This is a genomic window from Nocardia lijiangensis NBRC 108240 (assembly GCF_001613045.1).
GTDB lineage: Bacteria > Actinomycetota > Actinomycetes > Mycobacteriales > Mycobacteriaceae > Nocardia > Nocardia lijiangensis.
This window is the reverse complement of sequence record NZ_BDBP01000065.1, coordinates 41584-60965: the sequence shown is the minus strand read 5'-3', so window position 1 is coordinate 60965 and position 19382 is coordinate 41584. Positions and strand designations below refer to the sequence as shown.

General features: G+C 67.6%; 18 protein-coding genes, 1 tRNA gene and 1 pseudogene. 13 read left to right on the top strand and 7 right to left on the bottom strand.

Annotated elements, in window-relative coordinates; all coding sequences use genetic code 11:
• The 4 genes from NL1_RS23365 to NL1_RS23350 form a co-directional block, all read left to right on the top strand.
• Positions 1–244 (top strand): nucleoside deaminase (locus NL1_RS23365; RefSeq protein ID WP_162272761.1); only part of this gene is annotated, 244 nt, incomplete at its 5' end.
• A 77-nt stretch (positions 245–321) separates the two neighbouring features.
• Positions 322–412 (top strand) — tRNA-Ser (locus tag NL1_RS23360).
• Between the two features lie 87 nt (positions 413–499).
• Positions 500–760, top strand: a complete 261-nt coding sequence (locus tag NL1_RS23355; protein ID WP_067843140.1) for a hypothetical protein — start codon at positions 500–502, stop codon at positions 758–760.
• Positions 757–1134 carry a PIN domain-containing protein gene (locus NL1_RS23350; protein WP_067843137.1) on the top strand — a complete coding sequence of 126 codons (378 nt, stop codon included), beginning with the start codon at positions 757–759 and terminating at the stop codon, positions 1132–1134. The genes NL1_RS23355 and NL1_RS23350 overlap by 4 nt, the downstream gene beginning before the upstream one ends.
• 57 nt (positions 1135–1191) lie before the next feature.
• Here the strand turns inward: NL1_RS23350 and NL1_RS23345 are convergent, their stop codons facing one another.
• A complete protein-coding gene (locus tag NL1_RS23345; protein WP_174553457.1) occupies positions 1192–1590 on the bottom strand; it encodes a winged helix-turn-helix transcriptional regulator in 399 nt (132 codons plus the stop codon).
• Positions 1591–1673: 83 nt separating this feature from the next.
• Here NL1_RS23345 and NL1_RS23340 point away from each other — a divergent pair, with 83 nt between their 5' ends.
• A complete protein-coding gene (locus NL1_RS23340) occupies positions 1674–2333 on the top strand; it encodes an NADPH-dependent F420 reductase (RefSeq protein ID WP_218024477.1) in 660 nt (219 codons plus the stop codon).
• Positions 2334–2616: 283 nt separating this feature from the next.
• Positions 2617–2817: a hypothetical protein gene (locus tag NL1_RS23335; protein ID WP_067843131.1), complete on the top strand. Its 201-nt coding sequence runs from the start codon at positions 2617–2619 to the stop codon at positions 2815–2817.
• A 147-nt stretch (positions 2818–2964) separates the two neighbouring features.
• Here NL1_RS23335 and NL1_RS23330 read toward each other — a convergent pair whose 3' ends face one another.
• Positions 2965–3921: an NADP-dependent oxidoreductase gene (locus NL1_RS23330; RefSeq protein WP_307623583.1), complete on the bottom strand. Its 957-nt coding sequence runs from the start codon at positions 3919–3921 to the stop codon at positions 2965–2967.
• A gap of 106 nt (positions 3922–4027) precedes the next feature.
• Between NL1_RS23330 and NL1_RS36785 the strand changes: the two genes are divergently transcribed.
• Positions 4028–5002: a GlxA family transcriptional regulator gene (locus tag NL1_RS36785; RefSeq protein ID WP_084510884.1), complete on the top strand. Its 975-nt coding sequence runs from the start codon at positions 4028–4030 to the stop codon at positions 5000–5002.
• A 168-nt stretch (positions 5003–5170) separates the two neighbouring features.
• Here the strand turns inward: NL1_RS36785 and NL1_RS39650 are convergent.
• Positions 5171–5563: pseudogene (locus NL1_RS39650) on the bottom strand (EamA family transporter); the annotation flags it as partial.
• 645 nt (positions 5564–6208) lie between these two features.
• Here NL1_RS39650 and NL1_RS23315 point away from each other — a divergent pair.
• The gene (locus tag NL1_RS23315) at positions 6209–6454 is read left to right on the top strand and encodes a hypothetical protein (protein WP_245673484.1); all 246 of its coding nucleotides are present in this window, start codon (positions 6209–6211) and stop codon (positions 6452–6454) included.
• A gap of 117 nt (positions 6455–6571) precedes the next feature.
• Here the strand turns inward: NL1_RS23315 and NL1_RS23310 are convergent, their stop codons facing one another.
• Positions 6572–8869: an MMPL family transporter gene (locus NL1_RS23310; protein WP_067843121.1), complete on the bottom strand. Its 2298-nt coding sequence runs from the start codon at positions 8867–8869 to the stop codon at positions 6572–6574.
• A 190-nt stretch (positions 8870–9059) separates the two neighbouring features.
• Positions 9060–11357, bottom strand: coding sequence for an MMPL family transporter (locus NL1_RS23305; RefSeq protein WP_067843118.1), 2298 nt, complete (start codon positions 11355–11357; stop codon positions 9060–9062).
• Between the two features lie 202 nt (positions 11358–11559).
• On the opposite strand from NL1_RS23305, the gene NL1_RS23300 reads away from it, so the two are divergent.
• The 4 genes from NL1_RS23300 to NL1_RS23285 all read left to right on the top strand — a co-directional run bounded on the left by NL1_RS23300 (position 11560) and on the right by NL1_RS23285 (position 16366).
• Entirely contained in the window at positions 11560–12153 is a 594-nt protein-coding gene (locus NL1_RS23300; protein WP_067843115.1) for a TetR/AcrR family transcriptional regulator, read from the top strand.
• A 36-nt stretch (positions 12154–12189) separates the two neighbouring features.
• On the top strand, positions 12190–12648 hold the full coding sequence (locus NL1_RS23295; protein ID WP_067843114.1) for an RrF2 family transcriptional regulator: 459 nt from the start codon (positions 12190–12192) through the stop codon (positions 12646–12648).
• A gap of 68 nt (positions 12649–12716) precedes the next feature.
• Positions 12717–14450, top strand: coding sequence for an ABC transporter ATP-binding protein (locus NL1_RS23290; RefSeq protein ID WP_067843111.1), 1734 nt, complete (start codon positions 12717–12719; stop codon positions 14448–14450).
• Positions 14447–16366 (top strand): ABC transporter ATP-binding protein, encoded by a 1920-nt coding sequence (locus NL1_RS23285; protein WP_067843108.1) that lies wholly within the window; start codon positions 14447–14449, stop codon positions 16364–16366. Before NL1_RS23290 ends, NL1_RS23285 begins: the two co-directional genes overlap by 4 nt.
• Before the next feature lies 1 nt (position 16367).
• Here NL1_RS23285 and NL1_RS23280 read toward each other — a convergent pair whose 3' ends face one another.
• Positions 16368–17000, bottom strand: a complete 633-nt coding sequence (locus NL1_RS23280) for a TetR/AcrR family transcriptional regulator (RefSeq protein WP_067843105.1) — start codon at positions 16998–17000, stop codon at positions 16368–16370.
• Positions 17001–17137: 137 nt separating this feature from the next.
• Between NL1_RS23280 and tgt the strand changes: the two genes are divergently transcribed.
• Entirely contained in the window at positions 17138–18391 is a 1254-nt protein-coding gene (gene tgt / locus NL1_RS23275; RefSeq protein ID WP_067843102.1) for a tRNA guanosine(34) transglycosylase Tgt, read from the top strand.
• Between the two features lie 76 nt (positions 18392–18467).
• On the opposite strand, the gene NL1_RS23270 is transcribed toward tgt, so the two are convergent.
• Entirely contained in the window at positions 18468–19250 is a 783-nt protein-coding gene (locus NL1_RS23270) for a queuosine precursor transporter (protein ID WP_067843098.1), read from the bottom strand.
• Positions 19251–19382: the final 132 nt, after the last annotated feature.

Genomic DNA, 19382 nt, shown 5'->3' with positions numbered 1-19382 from the left:
GCGGCTGGAAGGCGCGACCCTGGCCGTCACCCTCGAGCCGTGCACGATGTGCGCGGGCGCGCTCATCCTGGCGCGCGTCGGGCGGCTGGTGTTCGGCGCGTGGGAGCCGAAGACCGGCGCCGTCGGCTCGCTGTGGGACGTGGTGCGCGACCGTCGGCTCAATCACCGTCCGCAGGTCCGCGGCGGCGTCCTCGAGCCGGAATGCGCCGCCCTCCTCGACGACTTCTTCCGCACCCAGCGCTGAACAGGCGCCCAGTAGTCGCGCACCCCGCTTCGCCAGGCGATTTATCGATCCGGACCCGGTCAGGTAACCTAGTCGGCGGTGGCGTGTCCGAGCGGCCTAAGGAGCACGCCTCGAAAGCGTGTGAGGGGTAACCCCCCTCCGAGGGTTCAAATCCCTCCGCCACCGCCAAAGCCCCTCACTTGCTCACGCAGGTGCGGGGCTTTTTCTTCGGCGCTGGCGGTATGACCCGGTCATACCGCCGAGTAGAATGGCGTCATGGCCAAGATCACCATCAGCATTCCGGACGACATCGCCGAGAAGGCGAACCGCGCGGTGGCCGCCGGGCTGGCGGGTTCGGTGTCGGCGTACTTCACCCAGCTCGCGCAGCGCGAGCCGGATTGGGCCGCCGCCGCCGAGATCATCGCTGAGCTCGGCGCCGAGGCCGGTGTCACCGACGCCGACCGCGCCGAGGCCGCTGCCGCATTCACCGCCGCCGAGGACGCCGCCGCTGCTGGCGCTCTCGGCGGTGCCGCGTGATCGTCGTCCTCGACTCCGGCGCACTGATCGGACTGGAGAAGCGCCGCGCCGCAGCGGTGGCCGCCCTCGAGTACGCCCAGCGCGCCACCTACGACATCGTCGTTCCCGCAACGGTTCTCGCGCAATGCTGGCGCAATAGTCCCCGGCAGCACGCGGTATCTCGGCTGTTGAAGACTCGCGCCGTCCGCGCGGTGGACCTCACCGAGGCGCACGCCTATGCGGTCGGGAAGTTGCTCGCCGACGCCGGTACCGCCGACGTGGTGGACGCTCACGTGATCGTGCTGGCGCGGGCACTGCGGGCAACCCTGGTGCTCACCTCCGACCCCGACGACTTGAAAGCTCTTGATCCAGCGGTACGGCTGCACGTGGTGTAGAAGCGGCCGGTCGTGATAGCCCTCCAATCAGGGTTCGAACGCCACCGCCACAGCCCCTCACCTGATCATTCGAGTGAGGGGCTTTTTCGTGCCCTCGACGGAATCGTCCTGTGCCGCGAGTAGATCGTCGCCGTGGTGCTGAATCCATTCGCCCATGGCTTTCATCGGGCCGTCGACCAGGCTCGCTCCCAAATCGGTCAAGCCGTATTCGACGCGCGGTGGTGCCTGGGCGAACCTGCGGCGCTCGATCAGGCCGTGGTCGAGCAGGCGGCGCACGGCTTCGGTGAGGGCTTTGTCGCTGATTCCGCCGATGGCGGCGCGTAGTTCGCTGCGGCGGCGGGGTGCGCCGTGCAGCGCGGCCAGTACCACCGGATCCCAGGTGTGGGCGAACAGGTCGGTTGCCGCTCGCACCCGGCAGTCGGCGACCAGCTCACGGCGGCCCTCGTAGTCGCTCATTTCCGCGATGATCACCCGCCTGTTGCGCACCGATCGGTGCGTATCGGTTTCCCTACCGTAGCCGTCGACCGAACGGATACGGGATGGGAGCGATGATGCGGATCGGAATACTGGGCACGGGCACGATGGCCGCCGCACTGGGCGGCTGCTGGACGCGAGCGGGACACGACGTCGCCGTCGCCGGGCGATCGCAGGCCAAGGCTCAGCTACTGGCCGACCGCTTGGGTAACGGGGCGCGAGCGACCACGGTGCGCGAGGCTGTCGCCGAGGCCGACGCGGTGCTGCTCGCGGTGGCATGGGACGGCGTGGCCGACATTCTGCGCAGCGCCGAATCTTCGACCGGGACGCTGGAAGGGACGACGCTGATCGACCCGACCAATGCCGTCGATCACGGGGTCGGTGTGCTGACCACGCCGCCCAGCGGGTCGGGTGCGCAACGCGTGGCCGAACTCGCGCCGGGCGCGCACGTGGTCAAGGCGTTCCACCTGTTCCCTGCCGAGCAGTGGAGTGATCCGGGCGGCGTTCCCGCGACCGTGGCGATTTGCGGCGACGATCCAAATGCATTGCGCGTCACCGGGATCTTGGTGCGCCATGCTGGTGCGGAAGCCGCCGTGCTCGGCGGGCTCGACCGTGCCAGACAACTGGAAGAAGCAGCTGGCTTCGTTATCGGCCTCGTGTTCAGAGGCTTCGATCCGCGCGCCGCGGTGCCGCACGTGCCGACAGGCGCAACAGCGATCCGGTAGTCGGCACCGCCGGACGACGAAACCCCGCCCAGCAGCGCGGACGGGAGCGAATCGGCGGATGTCAGGCATGTACAGCCCGACGACGAGGATCCAGCCGTCGGCGAGATCAGAGCGCCGAATGGCTGCAACGCCGCGGAGACGCAGGACCCGGCGCGGACGATATGTCCGGTTCTCGCGGTAGAACGCGGAATTCTGGGTATCCGCCGAAGAGATGGAAGCGGGAAGGATGTGACGCTTGATGCGCCGCCGAGCCGTCCGCGTGGGAACGATGCGCGAGAGTTACATGAGAATCGGAAGTGTGATTGTTCTGGTCTGGTTGTTGATCGGGGTGGTCGCCGCCTATCAGCGGGACTACTTCGACAGCGGCCCGGTCAACTGTGCCGGTTTCGGCACGATTGCGGTCACTGTGATCGCGGGTCCGCTCAACTACATGGGTGTGAATCCGAAGATCGCGGATTGCAATGTGCCGCAGCCAAGTCCGTAGTCGGCGCGGCCTGCGCACCGGGTGACGGAATGCGACCCCGGCGGTCTTCGTGACCGCCGGGGCCGTTCGGTTCAGCCCGCCGCCGCGGCCATGTCCCGCACCGGCGAGGCCGGTGGTGCGCCGCGACCGCAACGACCGCGGCCACCACTACACGCCGGGCTCGGCCACCTGGAGCACGATCTTGCCGCGCGTGCGTCCCGTCTCACCGTAGGCGTGCGCCTTCGCGGCATCGGTGAGCGGCAGCACCCTGTCGATCTCCGCTCGAAGTTTGCCCGCCGCAACGAGTTCGGCGATGGCGGCGAGACCCGCCGAATCCGGTTCGACTATCGGCCAGCTGATACGGATACCCCGCGCGTCCGCCTCCGCCGCATCGGGCATGCCATCCGCACCGGGCAGGGTCACGAGGTGGCCGCCGCGCCGCAGCACCGGAAGCGAACGGTCACCGTAGTCGCCGCCGACGTTGTCGAGCACGATATCGATCTCGCGCAACACTGCGCCGAAATCGACGGCGGTGTAGTCGATCACCTCGTCCGCGCCGATTTCACGCAGAAATTCGTGGTTGTCCGCGCGCGCCGTACCGATGACGTACGCGCCGCGCGCCTTGGCGATCTGGACCGCGAAGTGTCCGACGCCGCCCGCTGCGGCGTGGATCAGAACTCGTTGTCCCGCACGCAGATCGGCGGTGTCGATCAGCGCCTGCCACGCGGTCAGACCGGCCAGCGGCAGCGCCGCCGCCTCGATATGGGAGATGTTGCCCGGCTTGCGCGTGAACTGACGTGAAGGCGCGACGACGAATTCCGCGTACGCGCCGGCCTGGCGCGGGAAGGCGGGCATGCCGAAAACCTCGTCGCCGGGTTCGAACAGGGTGACGCCGGGCCCGACGGCCTCGACGGTTCCCGAGACATCCCAGCCGACGATCGGCACTTCGCCCCAAGCGATGAAGGCTCCGCTGGCCCGTGTCTTCCAGTCGACCGGGTTGACCCCGGCGGCGTGCACACGCACCAGGATCTCGGTCAGACCCGGCTCGGGGCGTTCGATCTCGATCGGGGTGAGCACCTCGGGCGCGCCCCATTCGCGGGCAGTGACGGCGAGCATGGTCGGCATGTGTGCGGTCCTTTCGGTCTGGTCGTTCGGTCAGCGGAGACCAGAGTGCCGCCCGGTCGCGGCCCGCAGTGCTGGCCGGACAGTCAATATGTGACAGGATCTGGCCATGGCAGCTCGACCGCACCGCATCGTGGTGCTCGCCCTCGACGGTGTACCGCTGTTCGAATTGGGCATGCCCTCACGGGTATTCGGCCAAGCATTCGACGCCGAGGGTGCCCCGCTCTACCGAGTGACCCTCTGCTCTGTCGACGGCGCGCCGGTCCGGTCCGACGAGAGCCTCACGCTGGCCATCGAGCACGGACCCGAAGCCCTCGAAACGGCCGACACGGTGCTCATCCCGCCCACGTGCGACCTCGGTGACCTGCACCTCGGCGGCCGGCTTCCGCCGCGCCTCGCCGCCGCGCTGGCACGGATCAGGCCGGGCGCCAGGCTGGTCTCCATCTGCACCGGCAGCTATGTGCTCGCCGCCGCGGGCGTCCTGGACGGCCGACCGGCCACCACACACTGGATGCGGTCGGAGGAGTTCCGCCGTGCCTACCCCCTGGTGCGTCTCGACGAGGATGTGCTCTTCGTGGACAACGGCGATGTGCTCACTTCCGCGGGCACGGCCGCCGGTGTCGATCTATGCCTCTACCTGGTGCGCCGCGATCACGGCACCGCGATCGCCAACCAGGTCGCCCGCCGCTGCGTCGTCCCGCCCTGGCGCGACGGCGGCCAAGCGCAGTTCATCGAACGTCCGGTGCCCGAACCGACGACGGCTTCCACCGCCGCGACCCGCGCTTGGCTGCTGGATCGGCTCGCGGTGCAGGTCTCGCTCGAGGAGATGGCCGCGCACGCGCGGATGAGTGTGCGCACCTTCACCCGCCGTTTCCGCGACGAGGTGGGTTCGACACCCGGTCGCTGGCTGATCGCTCAGCGGCTGGAACGGGCCCGCGACCTGCTGGAGAACAGCGATCTCGGCATCGATCTCGTCGCCCACCGCGCTGGTTTCGGTACCGCCAATTCGCTGCGCCAGCACATGCGTTCGGTGCTCGGCACGTCCCCGAACGCCTACCGCCGCACCTTCCGCGGCGCAGCCTGACCGGTCACGCCGCGGTCGAAGTCCACCATCCGGCCGATGGCGGACGCGGACATTATCGGTACCCGGCGGCGGGTCCTGCGGCGCGTTGTCGACCATCGCGTGCCCAGTCTTGTGCGCGGCTTCTCCTGACCCGCGGCCGGCCGCGAAATAGGCCGAGCCCGCGGCGGCCACGACCACCATCGCGACGCCGCCCCACTGCGCCGCGCGCAGACCTTCACCCAGCAGCACAAGCCCGGCCACCGCGGCGACCGCAGGCTGCAAACTCATCCACACCCCGAACACCGACGCCTCGATGCGCCGCAGCGCGGTCAGTTCGATGGCGTGCGGCACCAGCGACGAGCACACCGCGACAATGGCGATACCGGCCAGCAGCACCGGGTTCAGCAGCGTCGAACCGCCCTGTGCCACAAGGAAAGGCAGCACCAGGACGCCGCCGAACGCCATGGCGAGCGCGAGCCCGTCGTGGCCCGCGGTGTGCCGCCCGACCACCGCGCCGCAGGCGATGTACGCGCCCCATCCGGCGCCCGCGAGGAGGGCGAAAAGTACGCCGGTCCACGACATCGGCCCGCCGGAATCCATCAGCAGCAGCACGCCAGATCCCGCCAGCAGCGCTAGCAGTGCGTCGCGCAACTTGCGCGATCCGAGCAGGGCGACGGTGAGCGGGCCGAGGAATTCGATGGTGACCGCCACGCCGAGCGGGATCCGTTCGATCGCCGCGTAGAAGCTGAGATTCATTGCGGCGATGGATATTCCGAGTCCGGCGATACCCGGCAGCGCCTTTCGCTGCACCCGGAGTGCGGGCCGCCAGAGCAGCAGCGCGATCACACCGGCGACGACGATGCGCAGGCAGGCGACCACGTCCGCGCCCGCGAGCGCGAACAGCTGTTTGGCCACGGCCGCGCCGAGATGGATGGACACCATCGCACCGAGCACCAGCAGCGGCACGGGGACCCGATCGACGGGTGTTCGAGTGGGAAGTGAGGGAAAGGTACGCGACGGTATCGGTTCGACCGAGGTAACGACCACGAACGAAAAAGCTAGGTGTGCAAAGTAAAAGAATATTGACTACCCGGTAGCCGCACACGTCTTCCTCCGTTGCGAAATGTCGCCCGAATTGTGGCCGAAGGCACTGGGAGTAACTGGCGGGCATAGGGGTATCACCCCCCTTACGCCAGTTGGCGCGAGTTGCGGAAGGAAGCGATGACTATGCGCGAGCGAGTGACTCACGGGCGGGCTGCGCGCGAATCCGGGATGCGGTGGTTCAGTCTGCTGCTCCTGGTGTGGTTGGCCATCGGCATGATCGCCGCAGGCCAGCGGCAGTACTTCACCAGCGGGCCGATCAACTGTGCCGGATTCGGCACGATCGCGCTGACCGCGGCCTCCGGCCCGCTGAACTACCTGGGATTGAACCCCAAAGTGTCGAACTGCACCATGCCGCGGCCGAGTGAGTGACTCGGTAGCAATCCGGTAGTGCCGGGCGGTCGGCTACCGGTTGCCGGGCGTATCTGCGCCCGCCAAGGACCCGGCCTCGCACCCGACCGGTGCGGTGCCGACTCGACCGCGCGGGAGTCAGTCGCGGACCGTGACCGACTCCCGCGCGGCCGCCGCCTCGGCCCGCAGGTCGTGCAGCCGGGCGCCCTCCACGTCGATGTCGGGCACGATCTTGTCCAGCCACTTCGGCATCCACCACGCCCACTCGCCCATCAGCACCAGCAGCGAGGGGATCAGCACCATCCGGACAAGGAAGGCGTCGAGCAGCACGCCCGCCGCCAGTGCGAAGCCCATGGACTTGGCGGTCGGGTCGGATTCCAGCAGGAACGAACCGAACACCGAAATCATGATGATCGCCGCCGCGGTGACCACGCGCGCGCCGTGGTGGTAGCCGTTGACCATGGCGTCCTTGGGCGAGGCGCCGTGCACGTACTCCTCGCGCATGCGCGTCACCAGGAACACCTGGTAGTCCATCGCCAGGCCGAACACGAGACCGATCAGCATGATGGGCAGGAAGCTGACGATCGGATGCGGATCGTCGATGAGCCCGAGCTCGCCGTCCTGGAAGATCAGCACGGTCGCGCCGAACGTGGCGGCCATGGACAGCAGGAAGCCGAGCGCGCCGGTCAGCGGTACCAGGATGGAGCGGAACACCAGGATCAGGAGGATGAACGCCGCCCCCGCGACGATCGCCATGTAGGGCACGATCTTGCTGAGCAGCACGTGGTCGATGTCGGCGTAGATGGCGGTGGTGCCGGTGATGCCGTACTGGATGCCGTACTCGGCGGTGAGGCCCGCTTCGGCTTCGCGGGCGTCGCGCACCAGATCCTTGGTGGACTGGTTGTTCGGGCCCGATTTCGGCACGCCGTCGAGCATCGCGCCGTTGCCGTCCTGGCTCAGCGTCGGCTCGGTCACGTAGTCCATGTCGGCGTAGGAGATCAGCTTCTCGCGCAGCGCGGTCAACGCTTCCGCCCGGCGATCCGCAGGCACGTCGGTGAGGTCGACCGCGACATTGAGCACGCCGTTGCTGCCTTCGCCGAAGCCTTCGGTGCGCAGTTCGTAGGCCTTACGCACGGTGGAGGTCTTGGGCATGCTGTCCTCGCCCGGCAGGCCGAGGTTCAGACCGGCCGCCGGAGCGGCGAGCAGGCCGAGCACCATGATGCTGAGCGCCAGCGTGAGGGCCGGGACGCGGCCGATCAGCCGGGCGACGCGCATGCCGTTGGTGACGATGGTGTCGTCCTCGGGGTCGTGCTCGGCGACGAGCGGCAGCTCGGGCTTGAACAGGAACCGCCCGAGCGCGCCGAGCAGCGCGGGCATCAGCGTCAGCGCGACCAGCACCGCGAAGGCCGCCGCGATCGCGCCGCCCAGACCCATGAAGGTCAGGAACCTGACGCCGACGATGCTGAGCCCGACCAGCGCGATGATGACGGTCAGACCGGCGAACACCACCGCGGAACCGGCCGTGCCCATCGCGGTGCCCGCCGCTTCTTCCGGCGAATCCCGCACGGCCAGTTCGTGTTTGTACCTGGACACGATGAACAGCGCGTAGTCGATGGAGAGCGCGATGCCGATCATCGAGGCGAGGAACGTGGTGAAGCTGGGGATGGACAGGACCGAGGTGCCGAGGAGGATCAGCGAGGTGGCCGCGCCGAGGCCGACGATCGCGGTGACGATCGGCACGAAGGCGGCCACGATGGCGCCGAAGGCCACGATCATCACGATCAGCGCGACGCCCATGCCGATCATCTCCGACTTGCCGCTCGGGACCTGCTGCTCGATCGCGATGGTGCCGCTGAGGTCGACGGTCAGCCCGGCGTTGCGTGCGGCGTCGGCGACGTCGTAGGCCGCCTTGCGATTCGCGGCGGTGATGCCGGCGAAGTCCTTGATGGTGAACGGCACGCTGATGACCGCGACGGTGTCGGGCTCGATCTTGTTGAGCACGTTCAGCGGGGCGCCGCTGCAGGCGGAGACGTCCGGCTCCGGCACCAGGCAGCCCATCCGCTGGGCCGCGGCGACCGGGTCGGCGAGCGGCTTGGCGTGGTCGACGATGTCGAGACGTTCCAGGCTGCCGATCAGCGCCACGATCGCCTCGTGGTTGGCCGGGTCGGTGAGCTTCTGCCCTAGGGGTGCGCCGATCACGTACGTGCCGGTGACGGCGTCGAACTCGAATGCCGCGGACATGCCGGGGAAGTGCTTGTCGAGGATTTCCGTCGCCCGCTCCGACGGCAGATTCGGCAGGCTGAAGTCGTCGGTCATCGGCTCCTTCAACTGCGTGCCGAGCGCACCGAGCAGCAGGAAGAGGACGAGCCAGACCGGTAGCACTATCCACTTGCGGCGGAAAGCGAACTTGCCCCACCGGTACAGGTACACGGACAACAGGTTCTCCTCGCGCTGATCGGGTCGAGCCGGATTGGGCCGTCGCCGCGCCGATGCGCAGGCGGTCTACCGAGCAAAGAGTCGAACAACCCGAGTCTGCTGCGAACTGGGCACGAGATCAAGAACCCGCGGAAACACGTCGGCCCCGCACCCTGGACTGGGTGCGGGGCCGACGGCCGTCGGAATCCGATCAGCTCACGGTGACCGGTTCCTTCTTCAGCTCGACGGCCTTCTGCTGCAGCTCGCGCAGCTTGGTGCCCTCGACATCGATATCGGGCACGATCCGGTCCAGCCACTTCGGCATCCACCAGGACCACTTGCCCATGATCACCAGCAGCGCCGGGATCAGGACCATGCGGACGATGAAGGCGTCGAACAGGACACCGGCCGCCAGCGCGAAACCGAAGGTCTTCGCGGTCACGTCCGTCTCCATGATGAAGGAGGCGAACACCGAGATCATGATGATCGCGGCGGAGGTCACCACGCGCGCGCCGTGGTGGTAGCCGGCGACCACCGCTTCCTTGGGCGACTTGCCGTGCACGTATTCCTCGCGCATGCGGGTCACCAGGAACACCTGGTAGTCCATGGCGAGACCGAAGACGAGGCCGATGAGCATGATCGGCAGGAAGCTGACGATCGGCTGCGGATCGTCGATCAGGCCGAGCCTGCCCTCCTGGAAGATCAGCACGGTCGCGCCGAAGGTCGCTGCCATGGAGAGCAGGAAGCCGAGCGCCGCGGTCAGCGGCACCAGGATCGAGCGGAACACCAGGATCAGCAGGATGAACGCGGCGCCCGCCACGATGGCCAGGTACGGCGCGATCTTGCTGAGCAGCACGTGGTCGACGTCGGCGTAGATGGCGGTGGTGCCGGTGATGCCGTACTCGATGCCGTACTCGGCCTTCAGGCCTGCTTCGGCTTCGCGGGCGTCGCGCACCAGGTCCTTGGTGTCCTGGTTGTTCGGGCCCGACTTCGGCACGCCGTCGAGCAGCGCGCCCGACTTGTCCTCGCCGCTGAACTGCGGCTCGGTGACGTAGTCCATGTTGTCGTAGGACGCGAGCCGTTCGCGCAGGGCGTTGACCGCCTCGTCCCGCTTCTCGGGCGCGACGTTGCTCAGGTCGACCGCGACGTTGAGCACGCCGTTGCTGCCTTCGCCGAAGCCTTCGGTGCGCAGTTCGTAGGCCTTACGCACGGTGGAGGTCTTGGGCATGCTGTCCTCGCCGGGCAGGCCGAGGTTCAGTCCGGCCGCGGGGGCGGCGAGCGCGCCGAGCGCCACGATGGACAGGATCAGCGCGGCCCACGGGGCCTTGCCGATCAGGCGGCCGAAGCGCATGCCGTTGGTGACGATGGCGTCGTTCTCCGGGTCGTGCTTGGCGACCAGCGGGAGCTTGGGCTTGAACAGGAACCGGCCGAACGCGCCGAGCAGCGCGGGCATCAGCGTGGTCGCGGTGATGACCGCGAAGCCGGCCGCGATCGCGCCGCCCAGACCCATGAAGGTCAGGAACTCGACGCCGACGATGCTGAGCCCGGCCAGGGCGATGATCACGGTCAGACCGGCGAACACCACCGCGGAACCGGCGGTGCCGAGCGCGGTGCCCGCCGCCTCTTCCGGCGAATCCTGAACCGCGAGTTCGTGCTTGTAGCGCGAGACGATGAACAGCGCGTAGTCGATCGAGAGCGCGATGCCGATCATCGAGGCGAGGAACGTGGTGAAGCTGGGGACCTCGATGACCGAGGTGCCGAGCATGATGACCGAGGTGGCCGCGCCGAGGCCGATGATCGCGGTGACGATCGGCACGAAGGCCGCCACGATGGCGCCGAAGGCCACGATCATCACGACCAGCGCGACGCCCATGCCGATCAGCTCGGCGGTACCGCTCGGCTGCTCCTGGGTCTGAGCGATGGAACCGCTCACCTCGACCTCGAGCCCGGAGTTCCTGGCGTCGGCCCCCACGTCGTAGGCCGCCTTGCGGTTCTCTTCGGTGACGTCGGTGAACTTCGCGATGCTGAACGGCACGCTGATGACCGCGACGGAGTTCGGGGCGTCCTTGCTCAGCACGTTGAGCGGTGCGCCGCTGCACTGCGAGGGATCCGGGTTGGCCAGGCAGCCCATCTCCTCGGCGGCGTCGACCGGGTTCGCGATCGGCTTCTCGTGGTCGACGATGTCGAGCTCGCCGAGCTTGGCGATGAACGCCTCGACCGCCGCACGGTTCGCGGGATCGGTCAGCTTCTGCCCCTCGGGGGCGCCGATGACGTAAGTTCCGGTGACGGCATCGAATTTGAACGCCTCGGACGCACCCGGGAAGTGCTTGTCGAGAATGTCGTTGGCTCGGGCGGAGGGCAGCTCGGGCATGCTGAAGTCGTTGCTCATCGGTTTGCTGAGCTGCGCGCCCAGACCACCGAGGAGCACGAACAGAACAAGCCAGACCGGAAGCACTATCCATTTCCGGCGGAAAGCGAACTTTCCGAATCTATAGAGGTAAACGGACACCGGGGAACTCCTAGCGATGACTGGGACGTGCTGGATCGTGGCGTGTAGACAGCACTCTCGCGGGGCTCCCTGCTGTCCCCGCCTCCACTGACGCTTCCTGCCTACCGTGCGGTAGGTAGACTACCGAGCGGGTAAGCGGAGGTACAACCTCATTTTTGGCGGCACCCTTAGCCCTGCGCAGGATTGATGAGAGGATCATCCAATGGCCGGACCGGACGCACCCGACAGCGTTATCGCAGGTAGCGGCACCAAAATCGCGATTCGAGATGCGGCGGTGAAGCTATTCGGCGCCAAGGGATTCGAGCAGACGAGCCTTCGTGAAGTCGCAGATGCGGTGGGAATCACAAAGGCCTCTCTCTACTATCACTACCCCTCGAAGCTCGATCTGCTATTGGCGATCATCGACCCGATCATCGACCATCTGCGCTCGGTCGTCGAGGACATCGACGCGGTCCCGCACGACGCCGAAGGTGTGCGCGCGGTGCTGCGCGCCTACTTGCGCGGGCTCATCCGGCACCGCGACGCGGGCGCGCTCTGCGTGCGCGACGCGGTGGCGATCGTCAACGCGATGGCCGACCGATACCCGGACCTGATGGATTCCAACCGGGTGCTGCGCGAGTGGCTGGCGGGCCCGAATCCCACCGACGAGGCGCGGGTGCGCGCCTGCGCCGCGCTCGAGGTGCTCGGCGTGGCGCTGATGTCGAAGGAACTGGTGCCCGGCGCCGACGACTCGCTGCTGGAATCCACGCTGCTGGACTCGGCCACCTCTGTGCTGACCGCCTGCGGCGCCGCGTAGATTCGAGCGCGTCGTCGAACACGCCTGGGAGTAGCCGTGCACATCACCGCGAAGGTCGATTACGCGGTGCGGACCCTGCTGGAGATCGCCATGGCCACCCCGGCGGCCAAGATCAAGGCCGACTCCATCGCGACCGCGCAACGGATTCCGCCGAAGGTGCTCGAAACCGTGCTGGGGGAGCTGCGCCGCGCCGAGCTCGTCGTGAGCAGGCGCGGCCCCGACGGCGGCTACTCGCTGGCCAGGCCCGCCTCCGAGATCTCCATCGCCGACGTGATCCGCGCGATCGAGGGCCCGCTCGCCTCGGTGCGCGGGCAGCGGCCCGAGGACGTGAAGTATCCGGGTGCGGCCGAACCGTTGCAGCGGGTGTGGATCGCGCTGCGGGTGAACATCCGCGCGGTGCTGGAGAACGTGACCATCGGTGATATCGACGCCGACCGTTTGCCCGAGTTCGTCGAGGCGCTCACCGGCGATCCCGGCGCCTGGGCGCGGCGCTGAGCTGGGATTCCGCTCTGCGAAAATCTCCGCGACGGCTGTAACCCGTTGCCGGTAGCCTGCCAAGCATCATGTTGATCAGACTGCTCAGGACCCATCTGTACCCCTACCGCGCACAACTGGCGGGGGTCGTTGCGCTCCAGCTGGTTTCGGTCATCGCGATGCTCTACCTGCCGAGCCTGAACGCCGATCTGATCGACAACGGCGTCACCAAGGGTGATATCGGCTACATCTGGACCACGGGTCTGTGGATGCTCGCGGTCACCGGCGTGCAGATCGTCGCGTCGGCATTCTCGGTCTATCTCGGCGCGCAGGCCGCCATGGGCGCGGGCCGCGATCTGCGCGGCGCGCTGGTGCACCGGGTCGGCACGTTCTCCGCACGCGAGGTCGGCATGTTCGGCGCACCCTCGCTGATCACCCGCAACACCAACGACATTCAGCAGGTGCAGCTGCTCATCGTGATGTCGGCGACCATCCTGGTGATGGCGCCGATCATGTGCGTCGGCGGCATCGTCATGGCGGTGCGCGAAGACCTGAGCCTGTCCTGGCTGCTGCTGATCGCGGTGCCAGTGCTCGCGCTGTCGATGGGGTTCGTGGTGGCCAGGATGGTGCCGGGCTTCCGCGACATGCAGGAGCGAATCGACGTGGTCAACCGGGTGCTGCGCGAGCAGATCACCGGTATCCGGGTGGTGCGCGCGTTCGTCAGGGAACGGCAGGAGACCTGGCGCTTCGGCGTCGCCAACACCGAGCTCACCGAAGCCTCGTTGCGCGTCGGCAGGCTGATGGCGCTGATGTTCCCGGCGGTCATGCTGATCAGCAACGTCACGGCGGTGGCGGTGATCTGGTTCGGCGGGCACCTGATCGACTCCGGCGAGATGCAGATCGGCTCGCTCACCGCGTTGCTGTCCTACATCATGCAGATCCTGATGGCGGTCATGATGGCGTCGTTCCTCGCCATGATGGCGCCGCGCGCGGCGGTGTCGGCCGACCGGATCGGCGAGGTGCTCGCCACCGAGTCCTCGGTGCTGCCGCCGCGCTTGCCGCAGCCGTTCAAGGGCGATCCGGCGACGGTCGACCTCCAGTTCTGCGAGTTCGCGTTCCCCGGCGCGGAGAAGCCGGTGCTGCGCGCCATCCGGTTCCAAGTGGAGCCGGGCACCACGACGGCCATCGTCGGTTCCACCGGCTCCGGCAAGACCACGCTGCTCAACCTGATCCCGCGGCTGATCGACGTCACCGACGGCGCGGTGTACGTGGGCGGCACCGACGTCCGCCACATCGACCTGGAAGTGCTGCGCGAGCAGATCGGGCTGGTGCCGCAGAAGGCGTATCTGTTCTCCGGCACGGTCGCGAGCAACCTGCGCTACGGCAACCCGGACGCCACCGACGAGGAACTCTGGCGCTGCCTGGAGATCGCGCAGGCCGCCGATTTCGTGCGGGAGATGCCGCAGGGTTTGGAGTCGCCGGTGGCGCAGGGCGGCACCACGGTCTCCGGCGGCCAGCGCCAGCGCCTGGCCATCGCGCGGGCGCTGGTGCGCAAGCCGCGCATCTATCTGTTCGACGATTCGTTCTCCGCGCTCGACGTCGCCACCGACGCCAGGCTGCGCGAGGCGCTGAAGCCGGAGACCAGGAACGCCTCGGTGATCATCGTGGCGCAGCGCATCGCCACCATCCGCGACGCCGACCAGATCGTGGTGCTCGAAGACGGTGTGATGGCGGGCATCGGCACCCATGAACAACTGCTGCGCGATTGCTCCGAGTATCAGGAAATCGTGGCGTCTCAGCTGAGTGTGGAGGAGGCGCGATGAGGCCGGGAGCTCCCAGTCCGGGATCGCCGGACACGAAGGCGAAATCGTTCGGCCCGTCGCTGAAGCGGCTGCTGCGCAGGCTGGCGCCCGAACGGTTCTACGTCGGGTGCATCGTCGGCCTCGCGGTCGTCTCGGTGGTGCTCAACACCCTCGGCCCGTACCTGCTCGGCAAGGCGACCAACCTGGTCTTCGACGGCGTTGTCGGCAAGAACCTCGAGGCGATGCGCGGTCTGTCCAAGGAGCAGGCCGTCGAGCGGCTGCGTGACAGCGGCAACGACACCCTGGCCGACATGCTCAACGCCATGAACGTCGTCCCCGGCGTCGGCGTGGATTTCGGTGCGGTGGGCCGGTTGCTGATGGTCGTGCTCGCGCTCTACATCGGCGCCTCGGTGTTCGGCTGGCTCCAGGCTTTCCTGCTCAACATCGTCATCAACCGGACGGTGAAGCGGCTGCGCGCCGAGGTCGAGGACAAGATTCACCGGCTGCCGTTGCGCTACTTCGACTCCCAGCCGCGCGGCGACGTGCTGAGCCGGGTCACCAACGACGTCGACAACGTCTCCCAGAGCCTGCAGCAGACCATGAGCCAGCTGCTCATGTCGGTGTTCTCGGTGATCGGCATCCTGATCATGATGTTCTGGATCTCGCCGTTGCTCGCGCTGATCGCGCTGCTCACCGTGCCCGGCGCGATCGTCGTCACCGCGCAGATCGCCAAGCGATCCAAACCGCACTTCGTGGATCAGTGGAAGTACACCGGCCTGGTCAACGCCCAGGTCGAGGAGGCCTACACCGGCCACGAGGTGGTCACCGCGTTCGGCCGCGGCCGCGAGGTGGGCCGGGAGTTCGACGAGCGCAACCAGGCGCTCTACGAATCCAGCTTCAAGGCGCAGTTCATCTCGGGCCTGATCATGCCCGCGATCATGTTCCTCGGAAACGTGAACTTCGTGCTGGTGGCGCTGGTCGGCGGTCTGCGGGTGGCGACGGGCCACCTCTCGCTCGGCGAGGTGCAGGCGTTCATCCAGTACTCCAGGCAGTTCAGTCAGCCGTTGACCCAGATCGGCGCGATGGCGAACCTGCTGCAGTCCGGCGTGGCCTCGGCCGAGCGGATATTCGAGATCCTCGACGCCGAGGAGCAGAGCCCCGATCCGGTCATGGAGAACGTGCGACCGGTGGATCGCGGCCGGGTCGAGTTCGAGGCCGTCTCGTTCCGGTACGACCCGGAGAAGCCGGTCATCGAGCGGCTCTCGCTGGTCGCCGAGCCCGGACACGTGGTGGCGATCGTCGGCCCGACCGGCGCGGGCAAGACCACGCTGGTGAACCTGCTCATGCGCTTCTACGAGCTGGACGCGGGCACCATCACCATCGACGGTGTCGACATCACCGAGATCACCCGCGACCACCTGCGTTCACGCATCGGCATGGTGCTGCAGGACACCTGGCTGTTCCGCGGCACCATTCGCGAGAACATCGCCTACGGCAATCCGAACGCGAGCGAAGCGGAGATCCTCGCCGCGGCCCGCGCCGCCTACGTCGACCGTTTCGTGCACGCGCTGCCCGAGGGCTACGACACGATCATCGACGAGGAGGGCTCGGGCGTCAGCGCGGGTGAGAAGCAGTTGATCACCATCGCCCGCGCGTTCCTGGCCAAGCCGTCGATCCTGATCCTGGACGAGGCGACCAGCTCGGTGGACACCCGCACCGAAGTGCTGGTCCAGCACGCCACCGCGGCGCTGCGCAAGGACCGGACGAGTTTCGTCATCGCGCACCGGCTTTCCACCATTCGCGACGCCGATCTGATCGTCGTCATGGAGGCGGGGCGGATCGTCGAGCACGGCACGCACGAGCGGCTGCTCGAGGAGCGCGGGGCGTACTACCGGCTGTACAGCGCCCAGTTCGCGGCCGCGGCGGCCGAGGCCTGATTCAGGCGCAGAGCTGGGGGAGCAAGGTCTGATAGACCCAGTCCTCCCAGCGCTGCGCCGACCAGCCCCTGCCGCGGACCAGCAGCAGGAACAGTTCGGTGCTGAGCAGGCCGTAGAGCAGGTCTGCGGCGTCCTCGGCCGAGACGTCCTGGCGCGCACCGGGTTTGGTCATCAGCGCGGTGGCGGTGCGCAGCTGCACGGTGTAGCGCGGATCCGCGCGGTCGGCGGGCCACATCGCCGCGACTTCCGGGTCGGTCGCCGCCGCAGTCTCGATCACCTTGTGGATCGGCGCGATGCGTTCGAGCACCGGGCGGGTGCCCGCGATGTGCGCGCGCAGGTGCTCCGGCGCGGTGCCGGTCTGCATCGCGGCGCGGAACCACTCCCGTTCCATGGTTGCCACCGGTTCGTCGTCGCCCGCGATCGTGACGTCGACCAGCTCCTTGAGCAGGGTGCGCTTGTTGCCGAACACGAAGTAGATGGTCTGCACCGCCACGCCTGCCCGCGCGGCGACCTCTTGCAGGTTGCTCGCGCCATAGCCCTGTTCGACGAACAGCTCACCCGCCGCGGTGAGGATCCGCTGCCGTGTCTCCTGGGCTTTGAGGGCCCGTTTGTTCATCCCCTTGGCGGCGCTCATGGCTGGAGTTTATATCTAGAAGTGTTCACTAGAGTTGAACTCTAAAGAGGATTTTGTCATCACGGCGGTGATCCTCGGGGTTCGGCGCGGGCGGGGATCCGGCGGGCGGCGTGGACCGTGCAGGGACGCCTGAGAGGATGAGGGGCGTGTCAGCTCCGGAATCGTTCTCCTTCACCGTCGGCGCCCGGCTGGACGGACGGCACGGTCGCACGGGCGTCATCCAGACGCCGCACGGCGCGATCGCGACGCCCGCGTTCATCCCCGTCGGCACGAAGGCGACGGTCAAGGCGGTGCTACCGGAGACCATGAGCGAGCTGGGCGCGCAGGCGCTGCTGGCCAATGCGTACCACCTCTATCTGCAACCGGGCGCCGACATCGTCGACGAGGCGGGCGGGCTCGGCGCGTTCATGAACTGGCCGGGGCCCACCTTCACCGACAGCGGCGGCTTCCAGGTGATGTCACTGGGCGTCGGGTTCAAGAAGGTGCTCGCCATGGAGTCCGTCGACGTGCGCAGCGACGACGTGATCGCCGCGGGCAAAGAGCGCTTGGCCACCGTCGACGACGACGGTGTCACATTCCGCTCGCACCTGGACGGCTCCAAGCACCGGTTCACCCCGGAAGTCTCGATGGGCATCCAGCATCAGCTCGGCGCGGACATCATGTTCGCCTTCGACGAGCTCACCACGTTGCTGAACACCCGTGGATACCAAGAGAAGTCGCTGCAGCGCACGCACGACTGGGCGCAGCGCTGCATCGACGAGCACGAGCGGCTGACCGCCGCGCGCACGCACCGCCCCTACCAGGCGCTGTTCGCCGTCATCCAGGGCGCGCAGTACGAAGACCTGCGCCGCAAGGCATGCCGGGAGCTGGAAGCGATCCGCGGCACGGGCGGAACGGGTTTCGACGGTTACGGCATCGGCGGCGCGCTGGAGAAGCACAATCTCGGCGCCATCGTCGGCTGGTGTTGCGACGAATTGCCGCAGGACAAGCCGAGGCACATGCTGGGCATCAGCGAGCCGGAGGACGTCTTCGTCGCGGTGGAGAACGGCGCGGACACCTTCGACTGCGTGAACCCGTCGCGCGTCGCCCGCAATGCCGCCATCTACGTCGACGAGGGCCGTTTCAACATCAACACCAGCCGGTTCCGCCGCGATTTCACCCCGATCGACGAGACCTGCGACTGCTACACCTGCGCGCACTACACCCGCGCCTACCTCCACCATCTCTTCAAGGCCAAGGAGATGCTGGCCGCCACGCTGTGCACGATTCACAACGAGCGCTTCACCATTCGGCTGGTCGACCGCATTCGCGCCAGCATCGAGGACGGCCGCTTCGACGAGTTCAAGGCCGAGACGCTGGGCCGCTGGCAGGGGCGCATTCGCACGCCCTGACGCCCAGCGCATGCTTTGGTCCCGGCCCGCCCTCGAGGCATACCGCCGCCGAGGACGGACCGCTCCGGGCCGCGTACTAAGCGTGTAGCGGGTCGACCGAGAGTGGCGCGTAAGCGGGTTCGTGCTTCTTCAGCAGCGCGATCACCCGGTACGTGATCGGCATGACGAGCACCTCGACCAGCGTCTTCCACAGGAAGCCGACGATCACGTAATTCACGAACTGCTGCCAGGTTTCGATGCCGATGGCCGCCGCGGCGATCGAGCAGAAGATCAGGGTGTCGGCGAATTCGCCGACCACGGTGGAGCCGATCAGCCTGGCCCACAGGTACTTCTCCTTGGTGCGTTCCTTGATCAGCACCAGCGTCGCGGAATTCAGCAGCTGGCCGACGAGGTATCCGGCGAGACCTGCGATCACGAGCCGCGGCACCGGACCGATGATGGAGCGCAGCGCCTCCTGGTTCTCGTAGAAGCCCGCGGCGGGCAGGCGCAGCACGACGGCGAAGCACAGCACGGTCAGCACCAGGGCGCCGAAGCCGTAGTAGATGGCGCGCCGGGTGGCGCGGAAGCCGTAGACCTCGCTCAGCACGTCGCCGAGGATGTAGGCCAGGGGAAAGAGGAAGAACGCGCCGTCGGTGACGATCGGCAGGATCTGGAACGGTCCCACCGTCACCGATTCGTCGCGGAAGAATTCGACGCCCTTGGTGGCGCAGATATTCGAGATGATCAGCGTCGCGGTGAACAGCGCGACGATCGGTGTGTAGTACCCCCGCGCGACCTGGGCAAATGCCGCGTGGTCCGGCGCGGGGCGTCCAGACTCTTCGTGTTCTTCGGTTTTGTGCACATCACTCACGGGCATCATCTTCCCAGGTCGGCCCGGCTCGCGTGGGCCGGTCGCCCTCGGCGGGTGCTCTCTTCTCGCCTGCACCGTCGCTTCGCGGCCGCCCGTGCGTACCGAACCGGAGCCGAGTCCGGCTGCGCCTCTTGCGTGTAC